Source organism: Bacillus cereus group sp. MYBK216-1, from assembly GCF_051916495.1.
In the GTDB taxonomy this organism is placed as follows: Bacteria; Bacillota; Bacilli; order Bacillales; family Bacillaceae_G; genus Bacillus_A; species Bacillus_A thuringiensis_K.
The window spans coordinates 22,484-46,518 of record NZ_JBQAGT010000012.1 but is presented as its reverse complement, the minus strand read 5'-3'; the positions used below and the strand labels follow the sequence as shown (position 1 = coordinate 46,518).

The following is a 24,035-nucleotide window of genomic DNA, read 5'->3' as shown; positions in this document are numbered from 1 at the left end:
GAGGAAATATATAAAAGGGAGTGCCTATGATAAGGGACTCTCTTTTTCTATTTAAAAAAAGAGGAGGAATGCCCCATACATAACAAAATAAAATCTTATTTTGCTAGGGGCTAACAATATAATTATGGACATTTACACACAAATTAAAGAGAAAATGAAAAAAGTCTATTTATCTCGCGATTGTTGTTTTGTAGGTTATAGCGGGGGGAAAGATAGTTCTGCTATGTTGACATTGCTATGGGATGCGATTTCCGAGCTGTCGCTAGAAGCTCGTACAAAACCTATTCATATATTAACTTCCGAGGTTGGGATAGAAACACCTGTTATGACTGCGTATATCTCACGTACATTAAAGAAAATCCAAAAGAGTGCGGATAAGTATAATCTTCCGTTTATAGTACATAGTGTGAGACCATTAATGAAAGATTCATATTGGTACAAACTACTAGGTAGAGGTGTTCTTCCACCAACAGGAAATAGTAGACTACGATGGTGTACTGATTCCCTTAAAGTTAAACCCATGCAACGTAAGATGAAGGAAATACTAATAGATTCCCAAACTAAAAAAGTAGTAGACTGCTTTGAAGAGTATGATGGCGTCCTTGCGTTGGCCGTTCGTAACGAAGAAAGCGCACGTAGAAGACATAGTATTCAAAAATATGCAGTAAGTAATGAATCTTTATTTTCACGTCACAATGACATGAAAAATATACTCTGCTTTAATCCAGTCAAATTCTTAACCGGTGATGAAGTATGGATGTTGCTTTTAGATAGAGGGATACTGCCTTTTGGTGTGGACGTTGAAGAAATGAGTATACAATACGGACAAGCTATGTTTGAATGCGGCATAAAAACAGGCGGAAAACAACAAGGAAATGCTTGTGGAGCTGCAAATTCGCGTAGTGGCTGTTGGACTTGCCTTATGATGAATGGTGAGGATAAAATGCTAACCCAACTAATAAGCGAAGGATATACAGATTATGCTTATCTACAATCATGGAAAAGCTTCTTACGCTCCATTAGAAACGATATTCGTTATCGGAATGTAATGAATAGGCGAAGTCTGCAAACACTCCTTAAAAACGAAAATAAAGGGGATTCGGACTTGTTTTCAATTCAAAATCATGCTGAATATGATTATATTATGTTTGATCGCACAGAAAAAGGAGACTATGCACCAGGAGGGCTTACGGTAGAAGGTAGAAGAATGCTTTTAGAGTATCTACTTTTTACACAACAAATGATGAATACGAGTCTTATTTCTGAAGAAGAAATTGAAGCAGTACTGCAAGCCTGGTATGAAACGGATGGAATTAGAGTATACCGAGATGAATTGGAGCCTATACACCACGCATATCTAGGTGAATTAGTGTTCAAACCCGATTGTACTATAAATGAGGAAAAAACAACGTCTCCATTTCCCGTATTTTTTGTAGAAATAGATATTCATCTAGGGAAGCAGGAACTATTTCGTTGGATTAAAGAGCGGCAAAGAATTACACAACAAAGCTTTTTCTTTTTTCCATCAAATTATTCCAATGAAGTTGCAAAATTAACATGGAACAAGCTAACCTTTGTTGTATCTAGAGTAGATGTAACAGAAGCAAGAGACGCTGAACGAATTGTTCGTCATTGGTTAGGAATGGATATGTACCATGGAAAGAAGAACGAACAACATAAACAAATGCTAATTCAGCTATTAATTCAATCCATGAAGAATGAACAATTATTTAAAGAAGATGAAAAAGCTAGTACGAAGCTTTTGTATGCTGCAGAGTTTACAAATAGACTGTCTAGATTAATAGAAACAGAGGAAATACTATCCGAAGAGACAAACCATCTCTTTGCAAAAGTACTTAAGGAATTAGGAAACGAGGCATTTCTAATAGCTTAATAAATATAAGAAAAATACATTAATAAAAGACGTGTTCTATAAATAGAATACGTCTTTTTATTTTAGTGTGATTAATACATTTAAGGTAAGATCATTTTTGATATATTATGTGTTATGTATTGTATTAGGAATCTTTTTCTTCATTCTCATTTTCAATATTTTTTAATGCTACATGTTTGGATTTATTTTTGAAATCTAAATAACCAATATAAGAGAGTAGTTCCTCTTCGAATGTTAGAATATCTTCGCATTTTCCGTACAATTTATGAGCCAACTGTGTAACAACTGCTTTTTCATGTTCCACGTTATCTAAAACCTGATGATTAAACAAGTAATCTGTACTAACCAAAAAATAGATTGCAATTTTTTTTACCATATCAAAGTTTGGTTCTTTATTTCCTAGCTCCCAGGAAGATATCGCACTTCCTGTTACTCCTAACTCGATACCTAATTTGTGTAGACTAATTCCTTTTAATGTTCTTAAATTCCTAAGGTTCTGCCCAAAAATATTTCCTTTCAATCAAATCAACCTTTCAATTTTTTAATTAACAAATAGTATAGAGTTGAAATAAAGTTACTATATTTTAAAAAAAGTATTCATCAAAATTTATTCTAAGTCTACTTACAGGTCACTGTAAATATTGATAATATCTTTTTAAAGATATTTTAGTTTTGAACCCCATCCTACTTACCAAATCTTTTTCAGTTACTCCTTGCTTAATAAGACGGAGAATAAAAGTGTTTCTCATCTGCTGCGCAGAAATACGCCTTTTTAGTCCCGCTCGTTTCACTTCAAGTCGTATCATCTTTTGTATAGCAACTTCAGACAAAGCTTTTGGCATATCCTTTTCGTATACCCAACGATACGTACCTCGATTAAAATCAAATGCCACAAATAGAGGATTATCTGTGTGTTGTCTAGGTCTTACGGGTTCTGGAATAGTCGTGTAATATTTATAAAGCTGCTGCATATCTTCCATAGTTAAAAAGACAGACCTAGTTGCTCCATTTTCCCCAGGTATCATTAATATATTTCTAGCAAACTGTATATGGGTCATATTAAGCGATACAAGCTCTTGTAAAGACAAACCATAGTTTACTATTAAATTAATTATACAAGCGTTTCTATCCATGATTAAAGGCCGATATTGGGCTTGTCTTTCCGTTAATCCCTTTATTGATAGAACAGTTTGCTTTAAAAGCTTTTCTTCCATTTCGGTAATAAAATCATTATCATTTAGTGATTGATCCGGAATTAAAGAGAGATTAATACCATCCAACGGACTAACTATACCTAAAAACATGTGTAACTTCTTTAAAACAACCCATATTCTGTGTCTTGTTTTCTGAGAATATTTACGTTTGTCTTCTAACTCAGAGAAATACATCTGATAGTCTGCTTCAGAAAGTTCATTCCATGATTTGATATGAAAAATTATTTCATTTACTTCTAACCACTTAAAAAAATCCTTAATATCGTATGCATAACGTTGAATTGTAGAATGTTTTCGTCCTTTTTCATTTAAATACGTTGAAAAATCCTCTAATGTTTTCTCTAAGCAAATTGTTTCGTTCATAATAATCACCTAATTTCTTAGGATATATTATAACAGAAAATAAGTGAAAGACCTGCTACCGCCCTTTGCTACGCACGGTTGCTGGCATATCAAAAAAGCAAACGGACAAACAACCCTTTGCTTTTTTGATATGTTGATTATTATTTACAAAGCCAAATGAATGTGGCTATCATAATACTCCAAAAGGGAACTACAAAGATTAGTCCCCAAAATATCCCTTTGAAAAATCTAATCTCGTTATAGGTATACATTTCTATGTAAGTCGTATCTTTAAGTACAGTCATGTTTAATCCTCCAAATATGAATTGTTTACTAAAATGAAAAAAGGACAAACCTCGCCCTGGTAGGGATACGTAGGTTTGTCCTTTTGTATGTGGGTAATGATATGTTTATTTACCATTATTATAACGTAATTTACAAATATTTTCAATTAGGTTGGACATCTTATTAACAATCAGACTAGCTGTATTAAAAATCTATTATAAATATATATCTTATATATTAAAAAAAAATAAAGATAAAACTATTATAGGTTATCAAAAATAGGGGAAAGATCTACTCCCACAAGGGAAAATTTGATGTTAGAACGTAAAAAATCATAAATAGTAGAAAATGTATACGGAAATTCAATGATTATTAGACTATCAATTCTACAAAAAAGCATAAAGAGAATTATATATTTCTACATGAAATCGGAAAGAAATTGATACAAATCACTTTATATTTATCCAACTATGGAAATAGGCTTTATTTTCTTTATTTTGTTAAATACAGCAGTATCTAGCGTTCAATTATCCACATTTTGTTCAGAAAATGTAGTTATTTGTTAACATTACACAGTATTTGCACATAACTCACATTATTATTGATGATTTTTATTAGATAAATACAACAACATTAGTAATTACAATGATTATAGAAAGATTATATTCACATTGAACCATATTTGTCCGCATATCCACTATTTTTATAATTTTCCTTTTGATTTTTTGTAGGTATTATAAGATAGGTTTTAATAGATTAGAAGAATAATCCCTGGTGTTATGTGGAGAGTTATATATTGCTAGAATTGAATTTGTATAGAATTGCATAAAAAAAGACTCCATTTTATATGAAGTCCTGTCGATTTGGTATTTATAAGTAGAGTAGTAGAAAAGGGGTGTTAATGAAACAAACACGAATAGCCCTCCACTTTCGATTTTTTCAAAAATAGAGAGCTCATTACTATTATTTTATTTCCATTTCGTGTAGCACCTGATCTGGAGCTGTTATTGTTACTCCAGCACGTACTAAACGTTCGAAGGTACGCATAAACTCTAGTAAATTAAACTGCTTTGGTAGTTCAATAACACGAAGTTTTTCTTGTGGCAGCTTATCAATTGCCTCGATAAACCATTCACGTACATCACTTGGAATCGTGCGTTCTTTATGACCACGAACTTTTAGTTTTTCACGCATTTCAATTTCTAAAGCGATATATGCATGGAGATTAACACCCTGATCATATGCATATTTTCTAAATAACGTTTCTTCCTGGTATTTTAGATAATTACGGTGATAAGACTCTTCCGTCACTGGTACCGCAAACTTCTGCTTCAGTAGTGCATGCACATTCTTAAACATCTTCTTAATGTTGTGAAGAGAGTACATAGAATAATGTAAACCGAAATTAAAGACAGCTTGCTCACGGTCACTATTTCTCTCTTTTGGTATATGCTGCGCAATAAGAGGGTAGATACCTTCTTTTGCTGCTGTATCGAGAATTTGATATTGAGATGTTTGATGCAATAATTTCTTCAATGTATATACAATTTTCGTTGGATATCCTTCTTTTCGATCAACCATGTCACGTAGTCCGCGGATTACACTGCGAATTTGACGATGACAAGTATGCTTTAATACATGAATGAATTTATTCATGTCTGCAGACAATTCACCGATATTCATCTCTTGTAGGACTGCTTCGATAAATTTCGCTTTTCGAGCATAGGTAGCTCTTGGTGTAAATGGATCCCTATGTTGTTCTTCTCCAGCTTCTTTCGAACATAAGAAGTCTGAATGGATAGACAGATATAACGTCGTATATCGTTTTGTATGCTTTACACCTTTTTGCATTTTACAAATTTTGAATAGGGGATTCCCCGTACATGGTAATGCAGTTGTTAATTCCTCGATAACCGCACGGATCTGATGCGGATATTTTTTATGTAAGAAACGATACATCCCACCGAAGTGAGTTTTGTTTCCTCTTTCGTCCTGCTTGTCTAAAGAACGCTTTAATGTTGTTTCCGTATGTTGTTGCATCGCAATGTCTAAGAATAGTTTCTTAGCTGCTACAGATAGCTTAAAGAAAGCCTTTGTAAATACAACAGGACTAATATATACGTATGGATTTGCTTTTTCTGTTTCCTCATTCATAAAATGAGTGAGTTTAATTGTATAACGGCCATCTAGTCCGTTTTCAATGGAGATAATGTTATGTAAGTTTAATTTCTTTAATGCAATATAGAATTGAGAGTGTTGGATATAAGCAAATTCTTCTTTATATTGCTTGTAATCTTCCCACATCATATGTATTGTTACATTTGGAATGACACCATTAGTAAAACATTTCTTATGTAGATATAAGAACACTTCGAGATCAGCATTTGTAATGCCGTATAATTTATGCTTTCTTCCCGCTTTTTCTGCAAGTGCAGACATCGTGCGACGTGAAAAAGATGGCTTGGCTTTTTCGACAAAGCCTTCTACGTCAGCAATACGTTCTTCGTATGTCATGTGCTGCAGAATATCTTCTAAATATGTATCTTTATAGCTATAGTATTTCTCTTCAAATGTTTCCACAAATTTTTGCCAAGATTTTATTGTTACTAACACAGCATTGGTTGTTTCCCCATTTAAGCTACGTTGATTTCGTATTACAAATGATTTCCCCATCTTTTTCACCTCCGTTCTACAAATTCAGAAATATATGCCAAAATACTATAAAATATACCAATTTTGATTATAGCAAATCGAAAAAAGTAAAAATGTCCCCCTTTAAGACGAAATATGAAAAGATGAAAAGTCCCATGAAGCTTAGAGCCATAAGGGATTTCATGAATATGCTAAAAAAAATAAAGGACATGATACCGCTGTGAATTTTCATCTTTCTAGAAATTGAAAGAATAGGAATGAAAACCTTTGTAAAGCTTGATTTAATAATGATTTTAGTAAATTTAGATTATCTCGAAACGGACATGATACCGCTGTAGATTTTCATCTTATTATGTTCGATGGATTTTAGGGGGATAGCTTTAAATCATTGATGTAATAGGCGTCATATCAAATTTTAGAGTTTTCAAAAGGGACACCATATAGCTATTTTGTATTTCATGTTTTTGAAATAAGAGGACATGATACCGCTATAAGTTTTCATGTAGGGAAAGAGCTTTTAAAATGAAAATTAGTAGTATAAACATTGATATATAGGCAGTTTTAAGCCTTTTAAGATAAATTCAAAAGGGACATGATATAGCTATATGTTTTCACGTTGAATATTAAGAGGATTGGACAAATCCTTTTATATCAGGGATATAGGGGGGTAAGAAAAAAATTTTTCATTTATTATTTTTAATAAAGATTTTGATACGATTTTCATCTTTATCTCGAAACGGACATGATACCGCTATAGATTTTCATGTTTATATGAAGATAATCTTATTTTATGGTGTTAATGTTATTAGAAATTAGGTTTTACACTAGCTATGTTTTACAAATTGTTGTCGTTCTATATAATAAATAAAAGAAGTAACTTGAATGATATGTGATGAAACGTCATTAATATTGAAGTTTATTTGATAGAAATTTCTGATAATTTTTCATGTTTTTATATAAGGGAATTCATATAGCTATATTATTTCAACTTGAAATAACAATAGTTAAAAATTTAACGAAGAAGGAGGGGGCGTATGGATAATGTTATTCAATTGTTTCGTGATGCATTATTAATATCGAAACCACTTTATAAAGATAACGAGGCATTGTGGCATAAATGGAATGCTTATTATAAGGATGTGAAAGAAGATAACAGCAAGATAGTAACTTCTTCATATCTTTCTCCTTCCTTTTCAATGCTCGTACAATGGCTTGAAAAGCAGCAAAAAAAAGGGATTTCTTCATTACAAATATTCACAGAGATCGATCAATATAAAGAAGAAATACAAGAAGCAATAGATTTATTTATTCATCAGGAGTTTTTAAAGCCTATAAAGACTAATAATGAAATGGAATCTATTCCGTTAGAGAATAACAATCAGGTAAAACCAAATGATTATTATGAGGTTAATAACTCTGCTGTTTATTATAAATTAAGGGATGGAATTGCGAAGAATCAATTTGAAGAGGATGAAGATACGAAAATAAAGTCATACCCCATTGAAACAAAGGATAGTAATGGACTAGCTCAACTTTCTTCTCATAAAGATGAGGATTTAAGGTTAACAAATATAGAGGAAGCAGCTCGATGGAATACACTTGTGGATGGTGTTATGAGTAATATGGATGACTTAACAGCAGATTGTCTTGATTCTATCACTATTCAATGGTTGAATGAAGCCAAATCACCAGATGAGTTCATAGATTTTTCATATGAACAAGTTTTAGAAATGTGTAGTATTCCAAAGGCAAAAGCTAATGGAGTTGAATATTATCGAGCTGAAGATAAGATTAAAGTTGCTAAAAGAATTGCTGCTTTAGCAAGTATTTTTATATACCTTAATGATGAAAATGAGGTTGTAGTATTAAATGATCGTGCAGAGCCCGGTAAACATTACGAAGTAAAACGTGAAATCATAAAAAGACTTTTTGTACTAGATTCAGTAGTTCTCTGGAGAGATAAAAATACAAATGAATATATGGGAATAGAGTCATGCCGAATTAAACCAGGTAGTTTCTTGTCAAGTTACTTATACGGTTCGAGTAGTACAACTGCATTACTTTCCAAAAAGGCACTTGAATACAATAGTTATCGACATAAGTACCATAAAAGATTAATTCGATATTTGACATGGCAGTGGAGAATTCGACAAATGTTTTCTAGTTTAAGCAGACCTTATTCTATAGGTGGAGATAAAGGACTTTTAGCAGTAATGGATATTAAACAGAATCAAAAACCTAATAGAATTAGAGACCAATTAGAAAATGTCTTAATGGATTTAGAACGTGAAAAGGTTATTTCTCATTGGGAGTATGAAAATGGCTTAGATGAAGAGCAATTAACAAAGAAGAATTGGTTTAAAAATTATTACTCGCAGTTAGGTATTAGGATATTACCACCTAAAGAGTTAATGAATTCAATGGAGAGTTTGGTCAAAAAGAAAAATACTAATGTAATACAAGCAGAAACAATTATTGCCAAGAAAGAAAGTAAACCTATAAGTGTGGATGAAAGTGAACATTTGATTCGTGAAAAGATTGTATTTTTGCATACGAAGAAGAGTATTACAATGAGGGAGCTTTCAGAAGAGATAGGCATATCCCAACCTACTCTTTCAAGATTCTACAATCAAAAGACTAAGCGTCTTTCAGGTGTTGCTAAGGAGAAGCTGAACCGGTGGTATAAAAGGCAGGTTATAATTGATAAGATGTGATAAATAGTCTGTATAAATGTGTCTTATATATTAATGTGGTTAATGACCGTCCCAATTTTGGACGGTTATTTTTTGTATGAGAAATAAAATGTTGAACAGAGTAAGTCTTATTTTCTATCACATTTTTCTTGAGCTAAGGAATAATTTAAGAACAATCATGGATGTTAATTGATGTCTAAGAATGGTTTCTTAGCTGTTACATGTATTATAAAGAAATACAATAGGGTTAATATACGCTTGAATTAGTAGCTGACTTTGTTAGTAGGATAGGTATACGACTCGGGAAAGGCGTTGCAAATTTAATTTTTATTTTAGTATAAAAGAAAGTCTCTATTTGTTTTTATGGTGGAGATAAGGGGTATGGAATAACAGGGAATAAGTTGATTATTTAGAAAGTTAAGGCATAACCAATGTGAGTTTTGTATAATGGTGGTAAGTTAAATGCATAATTTATATACTTTTTTAGAATATTGGAGGTATCTTATGATTCAATTTGTAATGGTAAAGCCGAAGAAAGAATTGCCGATGAATTATCTAAAAAATAAAAATAGAAGTATTTCTGAGGTTCCGTTAGTGAAAAATTATTATATTTATGAAGAGGCTGAGAGAGCAGCGAAGATAAAGATAGAGACAGAGACTAAAAATAGTACTGCTCTGTATTTTACGGAAATGACGTTGGAAACATATAAAGGGATTCAACATTTGTTCATAAAAATAGAACCACAAAAAATACATGCAAACGATTTTGACTATAACTTGCATGAATTGAAACTTCATATCAAAAATCAGTTAAGGAAAGATTGGGCGGAATGCGTATGGTTAGAAGATGAACAATCTACAAGTATTTCAGAAGAACTGTATGGAAAAATTTATCGTGTTGAAAACAAGTTAAGGCAATTTATTAATATGAAAATGATTAGGAGGAAAGGAGTGGACTGGTGGGAAAATTATAGTCCATCATATTTAAAAGAAAAATATAAAAAAAGACAAAACGATTATAAGATGGCTGCAGAGTCATTTAAAAATGTAAATGATATATTATTGTCAATTGATACAGATGATTTACTAAAAATAATGAGATATCAAGTCAAAAAACTTAAGATACAAGATTTCACTAAATTAGAAGTAATGCTTGAAGGTATAAAGGAGAATGGAGAAGCAGTAAATCTCGTTCAAAATTATAAAGCAATAGTTAATGAAATGAAAAAAAATATGGATGTAAAGGAAGATTTATGGGAGGGAATTTTCAAAGAATATTTCCCTGAGAACTTTATTGAGGAGTGGGAACGCTTTTGTAAAAATCGAAATCATGTTGCACACAATAAATTATTAGATCTCAACGCATTTAATAAAATTAAAGAAAATATTAGTAATGTTGAAGAATATTTGGATGTAGCTAAAAAAGAATTTGATAAGGAATTATCTGAAGAGGAAGAAACTGAAGTATTAGAATATATTGAGGAAGAAGAGTATAAAAAAGAATTGCATGAATTGTATATCATGGAGCAAGAAGCAGGAGTTTCAATCTTAGATGCAAATATGATATTTGATAAATTCGAAGAAGTAATTAATCTATTTATAGAAAACATTGATGATACATACTATTTTAGAAATGATATAGAAATTGAAAAGAATAAAATGTCAATTGAAGAGTCAGAACAAGACCTCCTAATTATATCTAGTAAAATTAATGATGATATTTTAGAAGTTAAGAGTAAATTATATATCGAAGAAGTACAACAAGGTGAAAGTGAAGTATTACTGAAATTAGTTATAAATGAGAAAGTGATGAAAGAATGTAGCTTAAAATATAAAAATGGGGGAGCCGAATTTCAGAAGGAACTTGGATATTATCTCCCTACATCATATAATGAGTTTTCTCAAAATGGATTTGATGAATTTGTAGAACAAATTAATGAATTCATAGAAGACTGTTTTCCCGATTTAAAAGATAAAATGGAGAGTGAAATGTATACTACTGCAAAAAATGGGGGGAATAGCCCGGTTGCCGATTTTCCCTGTGAAGAATGTGGAGAAGAATATGTATGTACTAATGACGATATATGGGAAACAGGAACATGTGTAAATTGTGGAGCGAAGCATGAAGTTTCTACGTGTGAAAGATGTGAAGTAACATATAACCAAAATATTGATGGTGAAGAATATCTCTGTGAAAATTGCATGGAACATTATTTAGGGGAATAGGGAATTTGATGTTAAGTTCAAAAAAACGCTCTAAAAATTAATATATGTATATAATTTACAAAAAGTGTTGTATTCTATAAAAATACCAATATTTCATAATTATGAATCGAATAGTAATAGATTAACCAAAAGTTATTTTAATTTTTTAGGTGCGAATGTAAAGTAAACATGAAATTCCTAGTACATTCGCACCTGGAATTCTCATAATTTATTATTGGAATTTATGATTTTTATACAAATTACTTTATTAAATAAAAATATTTGTATACTCTTGAATAGAATTAAAGTATTTGTGATTGATTTTGAACACAAATCGGTGTCGCACCTCATATAGGTGCGTGGATTGAAATCTCCTGGTCCAGTTTCATCTTTTACGGCTCAACCGTCGCACCTCATATAGGTGCGTGGATTGAAATAAAAATTCCCCTGTTTGATAATCTGTAAATCTTAGTCGCACCTCATATAGGTGCGTGGATTGAAATTGGTATACAAGGAGTAATAAGCGGAACTCATGCAGTCGCACCTCATATAGGTGTGTGGATTGAAATATGCCAATCGGTGTACAAGCTGACTTTATTAACATTGCACCTTGTATAGGTGCGTGGATTGAAATCACGTATGCCTGGAGATAAAATTATGCTAACTAAGTCGCACCTCATATAGGTGCGTAGATTGAAATTTGTAGATAACGAGGTTTGGTTAACGGAACAAAAGTCGCACCTCATATAGGTGCGTGGATTGAAATAAATCAACAAAGGGGTTATTTATCAACATGGAAGTCGCACCTTAAGTAGGTGCATGGATTGAATTATTTGTAAAATGGCACCACCGGTTAGACCAAAATAGTCGCACCTTAAATAGGTGTGTGGATTGAAATATGCCAATTGGTGTACAAGCGGACTTTATTAATGTGGCACCTCATTTAGGTGCGTGGATTGAAACCATTGGTTTATCAGGAGTCATTGGCTTGTCATGGTCGCACCACATATAGGTGAGTGGATTGAAATTACCTAGGGTTTATATTTATCTGGAATGCTCATAGTCGCACCTTATATAGGTGCGTGGATTGAAATCACAAACAGGTGGTCAAGAAGACAACGCAATGAAGTTGCACCTTATGTAGGTGCGTGGATTGAAGTATTAATAACATATATCTTTTTTCAGGTTCTTCATGTCGCACCTCAAAAGGTGCCTGGATTGAAATTAGCAATGCTCTGGTTTTAAAACACTCTGCAGTTTAGTAGATACTCAACTGGAAGTATATACATCTGCAGTATCTAACAAACATGTAAAAAATATAAAATGGAGGGAGATTGAATGACCTATATTGCTCATATACGCGAGAGTGACAGTCAAGTACAAACAGTCGAAGAGCATTTATTAGGAGTAAAAGAACTAGCTGAAACCTATGGAGAAAAAATTGGTATAAAATATTTAGCTGGTTTAGCCGGTATGCTCCATGATATGGGGAAATACACCAATGAGTTTAAAGAATATATATTGGAAGCAGTAAATAATCCTAATTCTCCACCTAAAAAGGGGAGTGTTGACCATTCAACTGCAGGGGGGAAATTGTTATATCAATTATTCCATACAGAAAATATAATTCCTTACAAAGGGATAATATCTGAGATAGTGGGAAATGCCATTATTTCTCACCACGGATACCTTCAAGATTTTTTAAATCCAGATTTAGAATCGCCCTATTTAAATAGAGTGCGAGATAAGCAATTAAGAGAATTTGATGTTACACAACAATTCTTTTTTAAACATGTCATGAAAGAGAAAGATTTTCATGAGTATGTTAACAAAGCTACTGTAGAACTAGAAAGTTTCCTACTTAAAGAATCCCCAGAAAATGCTGAAAAACAATTAATGTTTTTAACTAAATTCATCTTTAGTACATTAATTGATGCCGATAGAACAAACACTCGATTATTTGAAGAAGAAAAAAGTGTAGAATCTGTAGAATCCGTAATTAATTCTGATGTGTTATTTGAGAAATACTACGAGAGACTCATGTTAAAAATTAATGCTTTCAAAAAACAGCAGAATGCAAATACCCCTATTAACATGTTGAGAGCAGACATGTCAGATCAGTGTGATCAGTTCGCTGAGAGGCCATCAGGAATATATACGTTATCTATTCCCACTGGTGGTGGTAAAACATTAGCAAGCTTAAGATATGCACTAAAACATGCAAAAACCTATAATAAAAAACGAATTATTTATGTTGTACCTTTTACAACAATTATCGAGCAAAATGCGGAAGAGGTTCGAAGAATATTAGAGGATGAAGAAAATATTTTAGAACATCATTCAAATATAGTTGAAGAAGTGAATGAGCATGATGAAAATGAAGACGGTATGGTTAGCATACAACAAAAATTAAAATTAGCTAAAGATAATTGGGATTCTCCTATTATTTTTACAACCATGGTTCAGTTTCTAAATGTGTTTTACGCAAAGGGAAATAGAAATACTAGAAGACTCCATAATTTAAGTGAGGCAATTATTATTTTTGATGAAGTACAAAAAGTTCCTGTTTCATGTGTTTCATTATTTAATCAAGCATTGAATTTTTTAAAAATATATACTCGTTCCAGTATAGTCCTCTGCACTGCTACTCAACCTGCTTTGGACTTTGTAGAACAAAAATTAGACATAAATACGGATGCTGAAATGATTAATAACCTTGATCATGTAATTGAAGCATTTAAAAGGGTAAAAATCATTGATCAAGCAACTAATGAAATCTTTAATAAAGATAAACTCAAAACATTTATACATACAAAAATAGAGGAAGTACAAAGTATCCTCATTGTTCTAAATACAAAATCAGTTGTGAGAGATTTATATACACAATTACAGAGTCAAGGATTAAATGTCCCTATTTATCATTTAAGTACAACAATGTGTGCAGCACATCGACATAAAATTTTAGAAGAAGTTAGAGAATGTCTCAAGGAAGGAAGAAAAATCATTTGCATCAGCACACAGTTAATTGAAGCAGGTGTAGATGTAAGTTTTGAGTGTGTTGTTCGTTCTTTATCAGGGTTAGATTCTATAGCACAAGCTGCAGGAAGATGTAATCGCCACGGTGAAAAGGGCATACAGAATGTCTATGTGATTGATTATGAAGAGGAAAGCTTAAGTCATTTAAAGGAAATTAAAATTGGAAAGAAAATAACTAAGAAAATCCTTATGGATTTAAAACATAACGATAAAATATATGGAGGACATATTTTATCAAGAGAGGCAATGAAGAGGTATTTTAAAGAATATTATAGAGAATTTGAATCCGATCTAGATTATTTTATTCCAAAACTAAAAAAGAACATGACTGAGTTATTATCCGTACCAAGAATAGAAAATAGCTATCGTCGAGCATATATTCATAAACATGATAAAAAAGATATTCCATTATTTATTATAAATAGCTACCAGACAGCAGCCAAACATTTTAACGTCATTGATGATCTAACCACTTCAGTTATTGTCCCATATGAAGAAGGAAAGGATATTATCGCAGAATTAAATAGCAATAACTCCATTGAGGATTTGAGTCGATTATTACGAAAGGCACAGCAGTATACAGTTAACTTATTCAACTATGAAAAAGAAAAATTGATAATAAATGATGGACTCGTATACTATCTTGATGGGAAAATTCTAGCCTTGAAGGAAAGTGCTTATAATGATGAATATGGTCTGAATGTGCTTAATGAGAGTGATTTTAAGACAGCTATATTTTAAACCCTATCTTTGTTTGAGATAGGGTTTTTAATCCATGTTTTTATACCATATCAAAAGAATTCTTAAATTTCATATAATATATAATCGTTAAATATTGATATAGTTACATAGGAGGAGTATCATTAATTTACTAGAAAAATATAGAAAATGAAAAAGGAGGAAGAATCTTTGCGGAATGCTATTGAATTTGAGGTTTTTGGTGATTACGCACTTTTCACAGATCCTTTGATGAAAATGGGAGGAGAAAAGTTAACTTACCAAGTACCAACTTATCAAGCTATCAAAGGGATTGTCGAATCAATTTACTGGAAGCCAACTCTTCTTATGATCGTAGATAAAATAAGAATTATGAATGCAATCAAAATGGAATCAAAAGGTATTCGTCCAATTGAATATGGTGGTGGAAATACACTCGCAAATTACACATATTTAAAGAATGTAAGATACCAAGTTCAAGCACATTTTATCTTTAATCCTCATCGACCTGATTTAGCTTTTGATCGTAATGAATATAAGCATCATAACATCCTAAAACGTTCACTTAAAGTTGGAGGACGGCGAGACATTTTTTTAGGAACGAGAGAATGCCAAGGATATGTGGAGCCTTGTGTTTTTGGTGAAGGAGAAGGCTTTTACGATAATTATGGTGGAGATATTCATTTAGGCACAATGGTTCATGGGCTTAATTATCCTGATGAAACAGGTAGGAATGAATTAGAGGTTCGATTATGGAATCCGGTAATGAGAGATGGAATTATTCAATTCATCCGACCAGAAGAATGTACAAAAATCCGTAAAATATCCAAGATGGAGCCAAAGATTTTTGACAGTTCAAACGTTGAATCAGTTGATGAGCTTATAAAACAATTAGAAGAAGGAGGTGAATAAATGAGTTGGCTATTGAATTTGTATGAGACCTATCAATCAAATTTAGATCGAGTCGGTACAATTGAAAAAAAATATAATGGCCAAGAATATACATTGCTACCTATTTCACACACTACTCAGTCAGCAAATATTGAAGTTTTAATTACAGAAGAAGGGGAGTTCCATTCAGCAACAGTCATAGATAAGAGCGACGCCAATACATTGATCCCTTGTACAGAAGACTCTGCAAGTAGGTCTGGTACCGGAGCGTATAAAGTTCCCCATCCATTACATGATAAATTAACTTACGTTGCAGGTGATTTTGGTGAATACGGCGGCAGTAGAAAAGAAGAGGAGTCATTTGGCTTTTATATCGAACAGCTAAGGAATTGGGTGGAATCCCCATATACTACAGATAAATTAAAAAGCATTTACAAATACTTAAGAAAAAAACAATTAGTGAAAGACTTGGTAGAAACAAAAATATTATGGCTTGATGAAAACCAAAAACTGATTGGGAAATGGGATAAAAAAGTTGAAGTTTTTCTTGGGAACAAGCCCGAAATCTTTACAGTGCTTCCAGCTGGCCAAGAAGCTGCGTTTATTAGATTTACCGTGTATTCGCCAAATAAGATGCTATCAAAGGTATGGCAAGACAAAGAAATACATAACTCCTTTATTAATTTTTATGATGGCCTCCTAGATAATGAAGATTACTGCTATGTTACAGGGGAAATAAAACCGAGTACTGATAAACATGCGAAAAAGATTAGAAATGCCAGTGATCAAGCAAAGTTAATCTCTTCAAATGATTCAAGAGGTTTCACATTTAGAGGAAGATTTACTACGTCAAATGAAGTAGCGAATATTAGCTATGATGTGTCCCAAAAAGCACATAATGCATTGAAATGGCTTATTAACAAGCAAGGAAAAATTATCGATCAACGTGTATTTCTTGTATGGGGCAATGATGCAGAAGATGTTCCAGATATTGTAGAGGACAGTTACAATATATTTTCAATGGATATAAGAGGAACTAAAAAGCGAGAAATAAAATCCTATACACATGAACAATTTGCCAATGAAGTTGCTAAGGCAATTGGTGGTTATAATAATAATTTATCTTCCAGTGAAAATGTAAATATTTTCTTGCTTGATTCAGCGACAACAGGCAGATTAGCAGTTCTTTACTATCGTAATATGGATAAAAACCTTTATTTAAATAAGTTAAAGAACTGGCATTCTACATGTGTCTGGGAGCATGGTTACCGTAAAAATGCAGAGAATGAATTTGTTAAATTTTATGGGGCACCGTCAACCAGAGATATTGCATTTGCTGCTTATGGGCCAAAAGCAAACGAAAAAGTAGTCAAGAGTTTGATGGAGCGTATGCTTCCTTGCATCATAGACGAGAGAAAAATCCCTTTCGACATTGTTAGAAGTGCCTTTCAGCGTGCATCAAACCCTCTATCAATGGAAAAATGGGAATGGGAAAAAACATTAAGTATTACATGTGCATTAATTAATACAATGGAGGGATATCAATTGGTATTAGATAAGGAAAATAATAATAGAGATTATCTCTTCGGACGCCTTCTAGCGGTTGCGGATGTTTTGGAAAGAAAGGCATTAAATAATGGTGACCAACGTGCTACAAATGCTAGGAGATATATGAATTCCTTTTCTCAACATCCGGAAAGAACATGGAGGACCATTCAAGGGGCCCTACAACCGTATCAAGCACGTTTAGGGGAGAAAGTTTGGTATTATAACAAATTAATTGATGAGATTGGCTCAATGATAAAAATTGAAGATTTTAATAATAAACCACTGTCTGGAAAATACTTGTTAGGCTTTTATAGTCAACGGCATGAATTGTATCAAAAAAAAGAAAAAAATGTTTCACTAAATGATGTAGTAAATATTGGAGAGGAGAATTAAAAATGAAACCTTTAGATCATAAAATCGATTTTGCAGTTGTTTTATCAGTTACAAAGGCTAATCCAAATGGAGATCCTTTGAATGGAAATCGCCCAAGACAAAATTATGATGGACATGGTGAAATCTCTGATGTAGCCATTAAACGAAAGATTAGAAATCGTCTGCAAGACATGGAAGAATCTATTTTTGTTCAATCAAATGACAGGAAGGTAGACCAATTTAATAGTTTAAGGGAACGAGCAGAAACCAATGTAGATTTAGTCAAAGCGTTAAAATCGAAGGATAATCCACATGAACAATTTGCTGCAATTGCATGTAAAGAGTGGATTGATGTAAGAAGCTTTGGACAAGTTTTTGCCTTTAAAGGGGGAGCTGGAAAAGGTGTCTCTGTTGGAGTAAGAGGACCTGTTTCAATTCATACGGCAACGAGTGTTGATCCGATTGATATTACTAGTATGCAGATTACGAAAAGTGTAAATTCTGAGCCCGGGAAAGATAAAGGTTCAGATACGATGGGGATGAAGCATCGTGTTGATTTTGGAGTCTATGTTTTTTATGGAAGTATTAATACGCAATTAGCAGAAAAGACAGGTTTTACTAACGAAGATGCGGAGAAGATTAAAAATGCACTGGTTACATTGTTTGAAAATGATGCATCAGCAGCACGCCCTGAAGGAAGTATAGAAGTACATAAAGTTTGTTGGTGGGATCATAATTCAAAACTTGGTCAATACTCCTCTGCAAAAGTACATCGTTTATTAGAGGTTAAACGGAATATTGACGAGCCAAAAACAATCGATGATTATACTGTATTGGTACATGAATTAGATGATTTAAAAGTTGAGATTATTAATGGAATGTAATAAAAAGCGTTAGAATAGTTGAAAGAAAGTATTCTTATAAAGATATACTCTATCAATTTATTAAATGAAAGTCGCATCTCTTGCAGGTGCGTGGATTGAAATGACACTATGAGAAACATCGATTCAAACGGTATCGTCGCACCTCATGTAGGTGCGTGGATTGAAATAGGATATTGAAGGAAAGCGTATTTATTAAAAAGTTAATCAACCATTTATTAAAGAAAAGTCGTACCTCTAGTAGGTACGTGGATTGAAATCATTGGCGGTAGTTCATAAGTAACAACAAATGGATGTCGCACCTCTAGTAGGTGCGTGGATTGAAATACCCCCTTGTGCAACGCAAAAAAGTCGCTATAAGTCGCACCTCATATAGGTGTGTGGATTGAAATTTACAAGCGGTACTTATGACCCTCAGGGTTTATGTCCCACCTCTTGTAAGTGTGTGGAGTAAGACTGATAAGATAATTGATAGTAATTTAGTTTCTCTGTTGGAATAAGAGGACCTGCTTCAATTCATACGGCAACGAGTGTTGATCCGATTGACATTACTAGTATGCATATTACGAAAAGTGTAAATTCTGAGTCTGGCAAGGATAAGGGTTCAGATACGATGGGGATGAAGCAGCGTGCTGATTTTGGAGTCTATCTTTTTTATGGAAGTATTAATACACAGTTAGCAGAAAAGACAGGCTTTACTAACGAAGATGCGGAGAAGATTAAAAATGCACTGGTTACATTGTTTGAAAATGATGCATCAGCAGCACGCCCTGAAGGAAGTATAGAAGTACATAAAGTTTGTTGGTGGGATCATAATTCAAAACTTGGTCAATACTCCTCTGCAAAAGTACATCGTTTATTAGAGGTTAAACGGAATATTGACGAACCAAAAACAATCGATGATTATACTGTATTGGTACATGAATTAGATGATTTAAAAGTTGAGATTATTAATGGAATGTAATAAAAAGCGTCAGAATAGTTGAAAGAAAGTATCCTTATAAGGATATACTCTATCAATTTATTAAAGGAAAGTCGCATCTCTTGCAGGTGCGAGGATTGAAATTTTATGGTAACTGGTGGTTTAACATATCACATTTGTCGCACCTTATATAGGTGTGTGGATTGAAATGGCGATATGCCAGGCATTTGGCAAAGTGTTATTGTCGCACCTTAATAGGTGCGTGGATTGAACTCTGTTAATTTCTTAACGAGGACTAGGAGCGTAAAATCACATCTCTTGTATGATTGTGATTAAACAAATTGAATTAAGAATACCTTGTGCAAACTTTTAGAATGCTAATAAAATTTTAGAAGTGAATTTTCAGTTTATCAAAGGAGGTCAATAATGAACAATAATTTCATGATAAAAATTAAAAACTTAATATTAAGTAAATCCGAAGGAGAATTTTGGGATTTTAAACAAGAGTGGCATAGAGACAATGAGAGATTATTACACGATATTCTTTGTTTTGCAAATACAGTGCATGAAAAAGACTGCTATATAATAATTGGAGTATCTGATAATGGAGATATAGTTGGGATAAATGATGAAAATAGAAGGGAACAGTCAAGTATACTTGACTTACTTGCTAATACTGTTTTTGCAGGTGATAATACCCCAAGAATTCAAATAGATACAATAAACATAGAACATAAAAAGGTTGATATTCTTACAATATTTAATTCTAATAATGTTCCTTATTACTTAAAAAGCAAAAGTAAAAAATACAATAGTATAAAAGAGGGATACATATACACAAGGGTTGGAGATAGAAATACCCCTATAAATCAAAATGCAACTATTCAACAAATAGAAATGTTATGGAAAAAAAGGCTGGGATTAACTCTTCCACCATTACTACAAATAGAAAGTAGATTACAAGATAAAACAGAATGGGTAGATAGTAATAACTGTTCTTACAATATTTATAAGCCTGAATTCAAGTTAGTGAAAAAATATATTGATGATGAGTATGACAATAGGGAAAGCGAATTTTATGTATACACACAAACGAATTCCAAATTTAGTTATAAAACATTAGACATAATGTGTAATGAAACCGTTTTAGATACCTTTCAATTAGTAGTATTAGACAGTGGAAGGTATAAGACACCTATTCCCGAATGGGGACATGTAGGATTCGATAAGTGGAACGTAAAACATAAATATACATATAAATATTATTTGAAGGATAGTATAACTTATAAGTTACAGCAATTTTTCTTTAATGCTGAAAATCAAGAAGAAGTTTTCGCTAAAAGAAGATTAGATGAAGTAGTACTTTATTTCGAAAATCAAGAAGAACTGGAATCATTTGAGGACTACATAGAATCAAATCAAAGTATAGTAGAACAGTATATAGCCAAAGTTAAAAAGAATCGTTTTTTTTGTGGATATAGGAAATGAATTGGAAGTACAAGTTGATAATTATAGATTATCAGTTGGATTGGCTTTAAATAAGGCATTACAAGAATTTAGAATACGTAAATAATCAAATTTATATGTCTAAATTAAAATACCATTGTAATAACTTACAAGCTGGTATTTCTATATTAGTTATTAACTTGAATAAGAAAATGGTATAGATTGTACCTTATATTTCGCTATTCTCAGAGAAGAATTAACTTTATATATACCATACTCCATAGATGCTATTGAAAGAGAAATAGATAATTGGCCAAATAAACAAAACATACACCGAAAACAACAAGGAACGGGTCCTTATCGATATAAAGGCCTTGATTATTCTCAATAAGTAGTACTCCTTTGGCGGAAAGTTTCAAAATATGTCAAAGTTATGGTCAACGAGTCCAAAACTCAGTGTTTGAATGTGTTGTTGATGCAGCTCAACTTGCTACTTTAAAAATGGAATTAATTAAAATTATTGACGAAGATAAGGATAGTCTCAGATTTTATCAGTTAGGTAATAACTATAAAAATAAGGTTGAACATATTGGTGTAAAAGAATCAATAGATTTAGAAGGTCCTTTAATTTTTTAGGTGCGAACGTATAGCACACATGAAATTCCTCGTACATTCGCACCTGAATTTTCATAATTTATGAGTAAAGTTTATGATTTTCTATGCAAGTTTCTTTATCTAATAAAAAAACTTGCATATTTTTGAACAGAATTAACGTATTTGTGTAGGATTTTGAACACAAATCGGAGTCGCACCTCTTATAGGTGCGTGAATTAAGACACAACTTAGAATCAATTGTATCTTTTGGCTATACGTCGCACCTCTTATAGGTGCGTGAATTAAGACTGGTAAGATACTTGATAATAATTTAGTGTCTCTGTTGGAGTAAGAGGACCTGCTTCAATTCAAACGGCAACAAGTGTTGATCCGATTGACATTACTAGCATGCAGATTACGAAAAGTATAAATTCTGAGCCTGGGAAGGATAAAGGTTCAGATACGATGGGGATGAAGCATCGTGTTGATTTTGGAGTCTATGTTTTTTATGGAAGTATTAATACACAATTAGCAGAAAAGACAGGTTTTACTAACGAAGATGCGGAAAAGATTAAAAATGCACTGGTTACATTGTTTGAAAATGATGCGTCAGCAGCACGTCCTGAAGGGAGTATAGAAGTACATAAAGTTTGTTGGTGGGAGCATAATTCAAAACTTGGCCAGTACTCTTCCGCAAAAGTACACCGTTTACTGGATATTAAGCGGAACATTGACGAGCCAAAAACAATTGATGACTATAACATTTTGATACATGAATTAGATAGCTTAAAAGTTGTGATTATTGATGGACTGTAATGAAGAAAACGTTAGAATGATTGAAGGAAAGCGTATTTATTAAAAAGCTAATCAACCATTTATTAAAGAAAAGTCGTACCTCTTGAAGGTACGTGGATTGAAATAAAAGATGTGTTATATTTTATGTAAGACTTGCAGGTCGCATCTCTCGTAGGTGCGTGGATTGAAATCAGGCTGTCGCTTAACGGTGTGGCCGGAGCGTTTTGTCGCACCTCTTGTAGGTGCGAGGATTGAAATTATCATGAATACATTACATAAAGAAAACTCTTTAGTCGCACCTCTTATAGGTGCGCGGATTGAAGTATTGGACGTAAGCGTGCTGCAACGAAAAATGACAGTCGCACCTCTTATAGGTGCGCGGATTGAAGTATTGGACGTAAGCGTGCTGCAACGAAAAATGACAGTCGCACCTATTTATAGGTGCGTGGATTGAAATCGCCAAGTGCTGGAATCTGAACAGCATGGTATTGGTCGCACCTCATGTAGGTGCGCGGATTGAAACTGGTAAGACACTTGATAGTATTTTATTAACCCTTAACGCATTACCCAAATACCTTTTGACTATCGCCCTTCACAAGCTCGAGGAAGAATGATTATTTTAGGTAATGCGTTAACTGTATTTAAAACTTCTTGAAATATATAATGATATTATATAATATATAGGTATATTGTTAGTTTATTTGATTCCGTTTATTCCCACACCTTATGTGTTGTGGTTGAGTTGTAGAAGCAAGTTGCGTCTTGTTTCAATTTTGAAAGGGCTTCTTTGAGCCGATTAGTGTATATATAGCTTATTTTGCTATGCACATTATTAATCGACTTGAAGAAGCCCTTTTTGTGTTGTTTTCAAGTTCGCAGGCTGGGTTATGAATCATAACAAATTACAAATTAGAGGAGATATGAAAATGAAAAAAGATTGTAGACACTTAAGATTAGTACCAACAGCAGAGGAACATAAAGCACGAATGGAAAATAACCAGAAGTCATATGCTGCACCAGCAATGTCATCTGAATCCAGAGCAAGAGTAAATCAAATGAGAAGGTGTTTTGAAGCAGAAATTATATTACCAGACGGTAAATTTCAATATTTCAAGCCACATGCTCTTAATGAAAAAGAAGCCACTCAAGAAATCGATTTATTTATTGAAGGCATACAGGAAGCAAAAGAAGGCAACGTAATCTTATGGCGCTTTGTCGGGCAACAGAGTTTTTACCATGATACAAAGATCGTAGCTGAACCGAAGTTTCGTACATTTCTACGTAAGGTGAAAGATTATCTTTTTGATTACGAGGAACTTGTTTATGAAACAGAAAAATAAGAAGGATAGAGGAAAAGAGATGAAAAAAGATAATATTTGGAACGTATTAGATGATCCAAAAGAGCAGGAAACTAGAGAGCCATCCCAAGAGCCGGATGATATTTTTGTTGGTATGGATGATCTACCGGAGATTACAGATGAAGAACTACCATTCTAATTATGTCGAGGTAGTATATAGAGGGTAAAAGGAAGAACTAAGTGATGTTTA

Annotated in this window: 13 protein-coding genes and 5 pseudogenes; 15 read left to right on the top strand and 3 right to left on the bottom strand. The window is 32.8% G+C overall.

Annotated features, from left to right (window positions below):
- The first annotated feature begins 121 nt into the window (after positions 1 to 121).
- Positions 122 to 1,894 carry a phosphoadenosine phosphosulfate reductase domain-containing protein gene (locus tag ACTFRH_RS26710; RefSeq protein ID WP_033703635.1) on the top strand — a complete coding sequence of 591 codons (1,773 nt, stop codon included), beginning with the start codon at positions 122 to 124 and terminating at the stop codon, positions 1,892 to 1,894.
- Positions 1,895 to 2,018: 124 nt separating this feature from the next.
- Here ACTFRH_RS26710 and ACTFRH_RS26705 read toward each other — a convergent pair whose 3' ends face one another.
- The 3 genes from ACTFRH_RS26705 to ACTFRH_RS26695 all read right to left on the bottom strand — a co-directional run bounded on the left by ACTFRH_RS26705 (position 2,019) and on the right by ACTFRH_RS26695 (position 6,408).
- Positions 2,019 to 2,414 carry a helix-turn-helix domain-containing protein gene (locus ACTFRH_RS26705; protein WP_000677977.1) on the bottom strand — a complete coding sequence of 132 codons (396 nt, stop codon included), beginning with the start codon at positions 2,412 to 2,414 and terminating at the stop codon, positions 2,019 to 2,021.
- 109 nt (positions 2,415 to 2,523) lie between these two features.
- Positions 2,524 to 3,471, bottom strand: coding sequence for a tyrosine-type recombinase/integrase (locus ACTFRH_RS26700; protein ID WP_001006006.1), 948 nt, complete (start codon positions 3,469 to 3,471; stop codon positions 2,524 to 2,526).
- 1,227 nt (positions 3,472 to 4,698) lie between these two features.
- Positions 4,699 to 6,408 carry a hypothetical protein gene (locus ACTFRH_RS26695; protein WP_440048845.1) on the bottom strand — a complete coding sequence of 570 codons (1,710 nt, stop codon included), beginning with the start codon at positions 6,406 to 6,408 and terminating at the stop codon, positions 4,699 to 4,701.
- Positions 6,409 to 7,421: 1,013 nt separating this feature from the next.
- Here ACTFRH_RS26695 and ACTFRH_RS26690 point away from each other — a divergent pair.
- The 14 genes and pseudogenes from ACTFRH_RS26690 to ACTFRH_RS26625 form a co-directional block, all read left to right on the top strand.
- A pseudogene (locus tag ACTFRH_RS26690) lies at positions 7,422 to 8,838 on the top strand (XRE family transcriptional regulator); the annotation flags it as partial.
- 65 nt (positions 8,839 to 8,903) lie between these two features.
- Positions 8,904 to 9,101 (top strand): annotated as a pseudogene (locus tag ACTFRH_RS26685) (helix-turn-helix domain-containing protein); the annotation flags it as partial.
- Positions 9,102 to 9,584: 483 nt separating this feature from the next.
- Positions 9,585 to 11,306 carry a hypothetical protein gene (locus tag ACTFRH_RS26680; RefSeq protein WP_440048846.1) on the top strand — a complete coding sequence of 574 codons (1,722 nt, stop codon included), beginning with the start codon at positions 9,585 to 9,587 and terminating at the stop codon, positions 11,304 to 11,306.
- A 1,032-nt stretch (positions 11,307 to 12,338) separates the two neighbouring features.
- The gene (locus ACTFRH_RS26675) at positions 12,339 to 12,530 is read left to right on the top strand and encodes a hypothetical protein (RefSeq protein WP_440049332.1); all 192 of its coding nucleotides are present in this window, start codon (positions 12,339 to 12,341) and stop codon (positions 12,528 to 12,530) included.
- 93 nt (positions 12,531 to 12,623) lie between these two features.
- Positions 12,624 to 15,062, top strand: a complete 2,439-nt coding sequence (gene cas3 / locus ACTFRH_RS26670) for a CRISPR-associated helicase Cas3' (RefSeq protein WP_440048847.1) — start codon at positions 12,624 to 12,626, stop codon at positions 15,060 to 15,062.
- A gap of 168 nt (positions 15,063 to 15,230) precedes the next feature.
- Positions 15,231 to 15,950 carry a type I-C CRISPR-associated protein Cas5c gene (cas5c, locus tag ACTFRH_RS26665; RefSeq protein WP_088060708.1) on the top strand — a complete coding sequence of 240 codons (720 nt, stop codon included), beginning with the start codon at positions 15,231 to 15,233 and terminating at the stop codon, positions 15,948 to 15,950.
- Positions 15,951 to 17,870, top strand: a complete 1,920-nt coding sequence (gene cas8c / locus ACTFRH_RS26660; protein WP_440048848.1) for a type I-C CRISPR-associated protein Cas8c/Csd1 — start codon at positions 15,951 to 15,953, stop codon at positions 17,868 to 17,870.
- A gap of 2 nt (positions 17,871 to 17,872) precedes the next feature.
- Positions 17,873 to 18,733, top strand: coding sequence for a type I-C CRISPR-associated protein Cas7/Csd2 (cas7c, locus tag ACTFRH_RS26655; RefSeq protein ID WP_098286583.1), 861 nt, complete (start codon positions 17,873 to 17,875; stop codon positions 18,731 to 18,733).
- Positions 18,734 to 19,217: 484 nt separating this feature from the next.
- Positions 19,218 to 19,694, top strand: a pseudogene (cas7c, locus tag ACTFRH_RS26650) (type I-C CRISPR-associated protein Cas7/Csd2); the annotation flags it as partial.
- A gap of 384 nt (positions 19,695 to 20,078) precedes the next feature.
- Positions 20,079 to 21,140 carry an AlbA family DNA-binding domain-containing protein gene (locus ACTFRH_RS26645; protein WP_440048849.1) on the top strand — a complete coding sequence of 354 codons (1,062 nt, stop codon included), beginning with the start codon at positions 20,079 to 20,081 and terminating at the stop codon, positions 21,138 to 21,140.
- 375 nt (positions 21,141 to 21,515) lie between these two features.
- Positions 21,516 to 21,734 (top strand): annotated as a pseudogene (gene cas2 / locus ACTFRH_RS26640) (CRISPR-associated endonuclease Cas2); the annotation flags it as partial.
- Positions 21,735 to 22,028: 294 nt separating this feature from the next.
- A pseudogene (gene cas7c / locus ACTFRH_RS26635) lies at positions 22,029 to 22,508 on the top strand (type I-C CRISPR-associated protein Cas7/Csd2); the annotation flags it as partial.
- 905 nt (positions 22,509 to 23,413) lie between these two features.
- Complete coding sequence (locus tag ACTFRH_RS26630; RefSeq protein ID WP_440048850.1) at positions 23,414 to 23,827, top strand: DUF6018 family natural product bioysynthesis protein; 414 nt, start codon at positions 23,414 to 23,416, stop codon at positions 23,825 to 23,827.
- Positions 23,811 to 23,984 (top strand): hypothetical protein, encoded by a 174-nt coding sequence (locus ACTFRH_RS26625; protein ID WP_154071892.1) that lies wholly within the window; start codon positions 23,811 to 23,813, stop codon positions 23,982 to 23,984. Before ACTFRH_RS26630 ends, ACTFRH_RS26625 begins: the two co-directional genes overlap by 17 nt.
- The last annotated feature ends 51 nt before the right edge of the window (positions 23,985 to 24,035 follow it).

What these genes read in the sequence shown, in the direction of transcription:
- ACTFRH_RS26700 (WP_001006006.1), bottom strand. Translation starts at nt 3,471, where the DNA reads ATGAACGAAACAATTTGCTTAGAGAAAACATTAGAGGATTTTTCAACG.
- ACTFRH_RS26695 (WP_440048845.1), bottom strand. Translation starts at nt 6,408, where the DNA reads ATGGGGAAATCATTTGTAATACGAAATCAACGTAGCTTAAATGGGGAA.
- ACTFRH_RS26680 (WP_440048846.1), top strand. Translation starts at nt 9,585, where the DNA reads ATGATTCAATTTGTAATGGTAAAGCCGAAGAAAGAATTGCCGATGAAT.
- ACTFRH_RS26675 (WP_440049332.1), top strand. Translation starts at nt 12,339, where the DNA reads ATGCTCATAGTCGCACCTTATATAGGTGCGTGGATTGAAATCACAAAC.
- cas3 (WP_440048847.1), top strand. Translation starts at nt 12,624, where the DNA reads ATGACCTATATTGCTCATATACGCGAGAGTGACAGTCAAGTACAAACA.
- cas8c (WP_440048848.1), top strand. Translation starts at nt 15,951, where the DNA reads ATGAGTTGGCTATTGAATTTGTATGAGACCTATCAATCAAATTTAGAT.
- cas7c (WP_098286583.1), top strand. Translation starts at nt 17,873, where the DNA reads ATGAAACCTTTAGATCATAAAATCGATTTTGCAGTTGTTTTATCAGTT.
- ACTFRH_RS26645 (WP_440048849.1), top strand. Translation starts at nt 20,079, where the DNA reads ATGAACAATAATTTCATGATAAAAATTAAAAACTTAATATTAAGTAAA.
- ACTFRH_RS26630 (WP_440048850.1), top strand. Translation starts at nt 23,414, where the DNA reads ATGAAAAAAGATTGTAGACACTTAAGATTAGTACCAACAGCAGAGGAA.
- ACTFRH_RS26625 (WP_154071892.1), top strand. Translation starts at nt 23,811, where the DNA reads ATGAAACAGAAAAATAAGAAGGATAGAGGAAAAGAGATGAAAAAAGAT.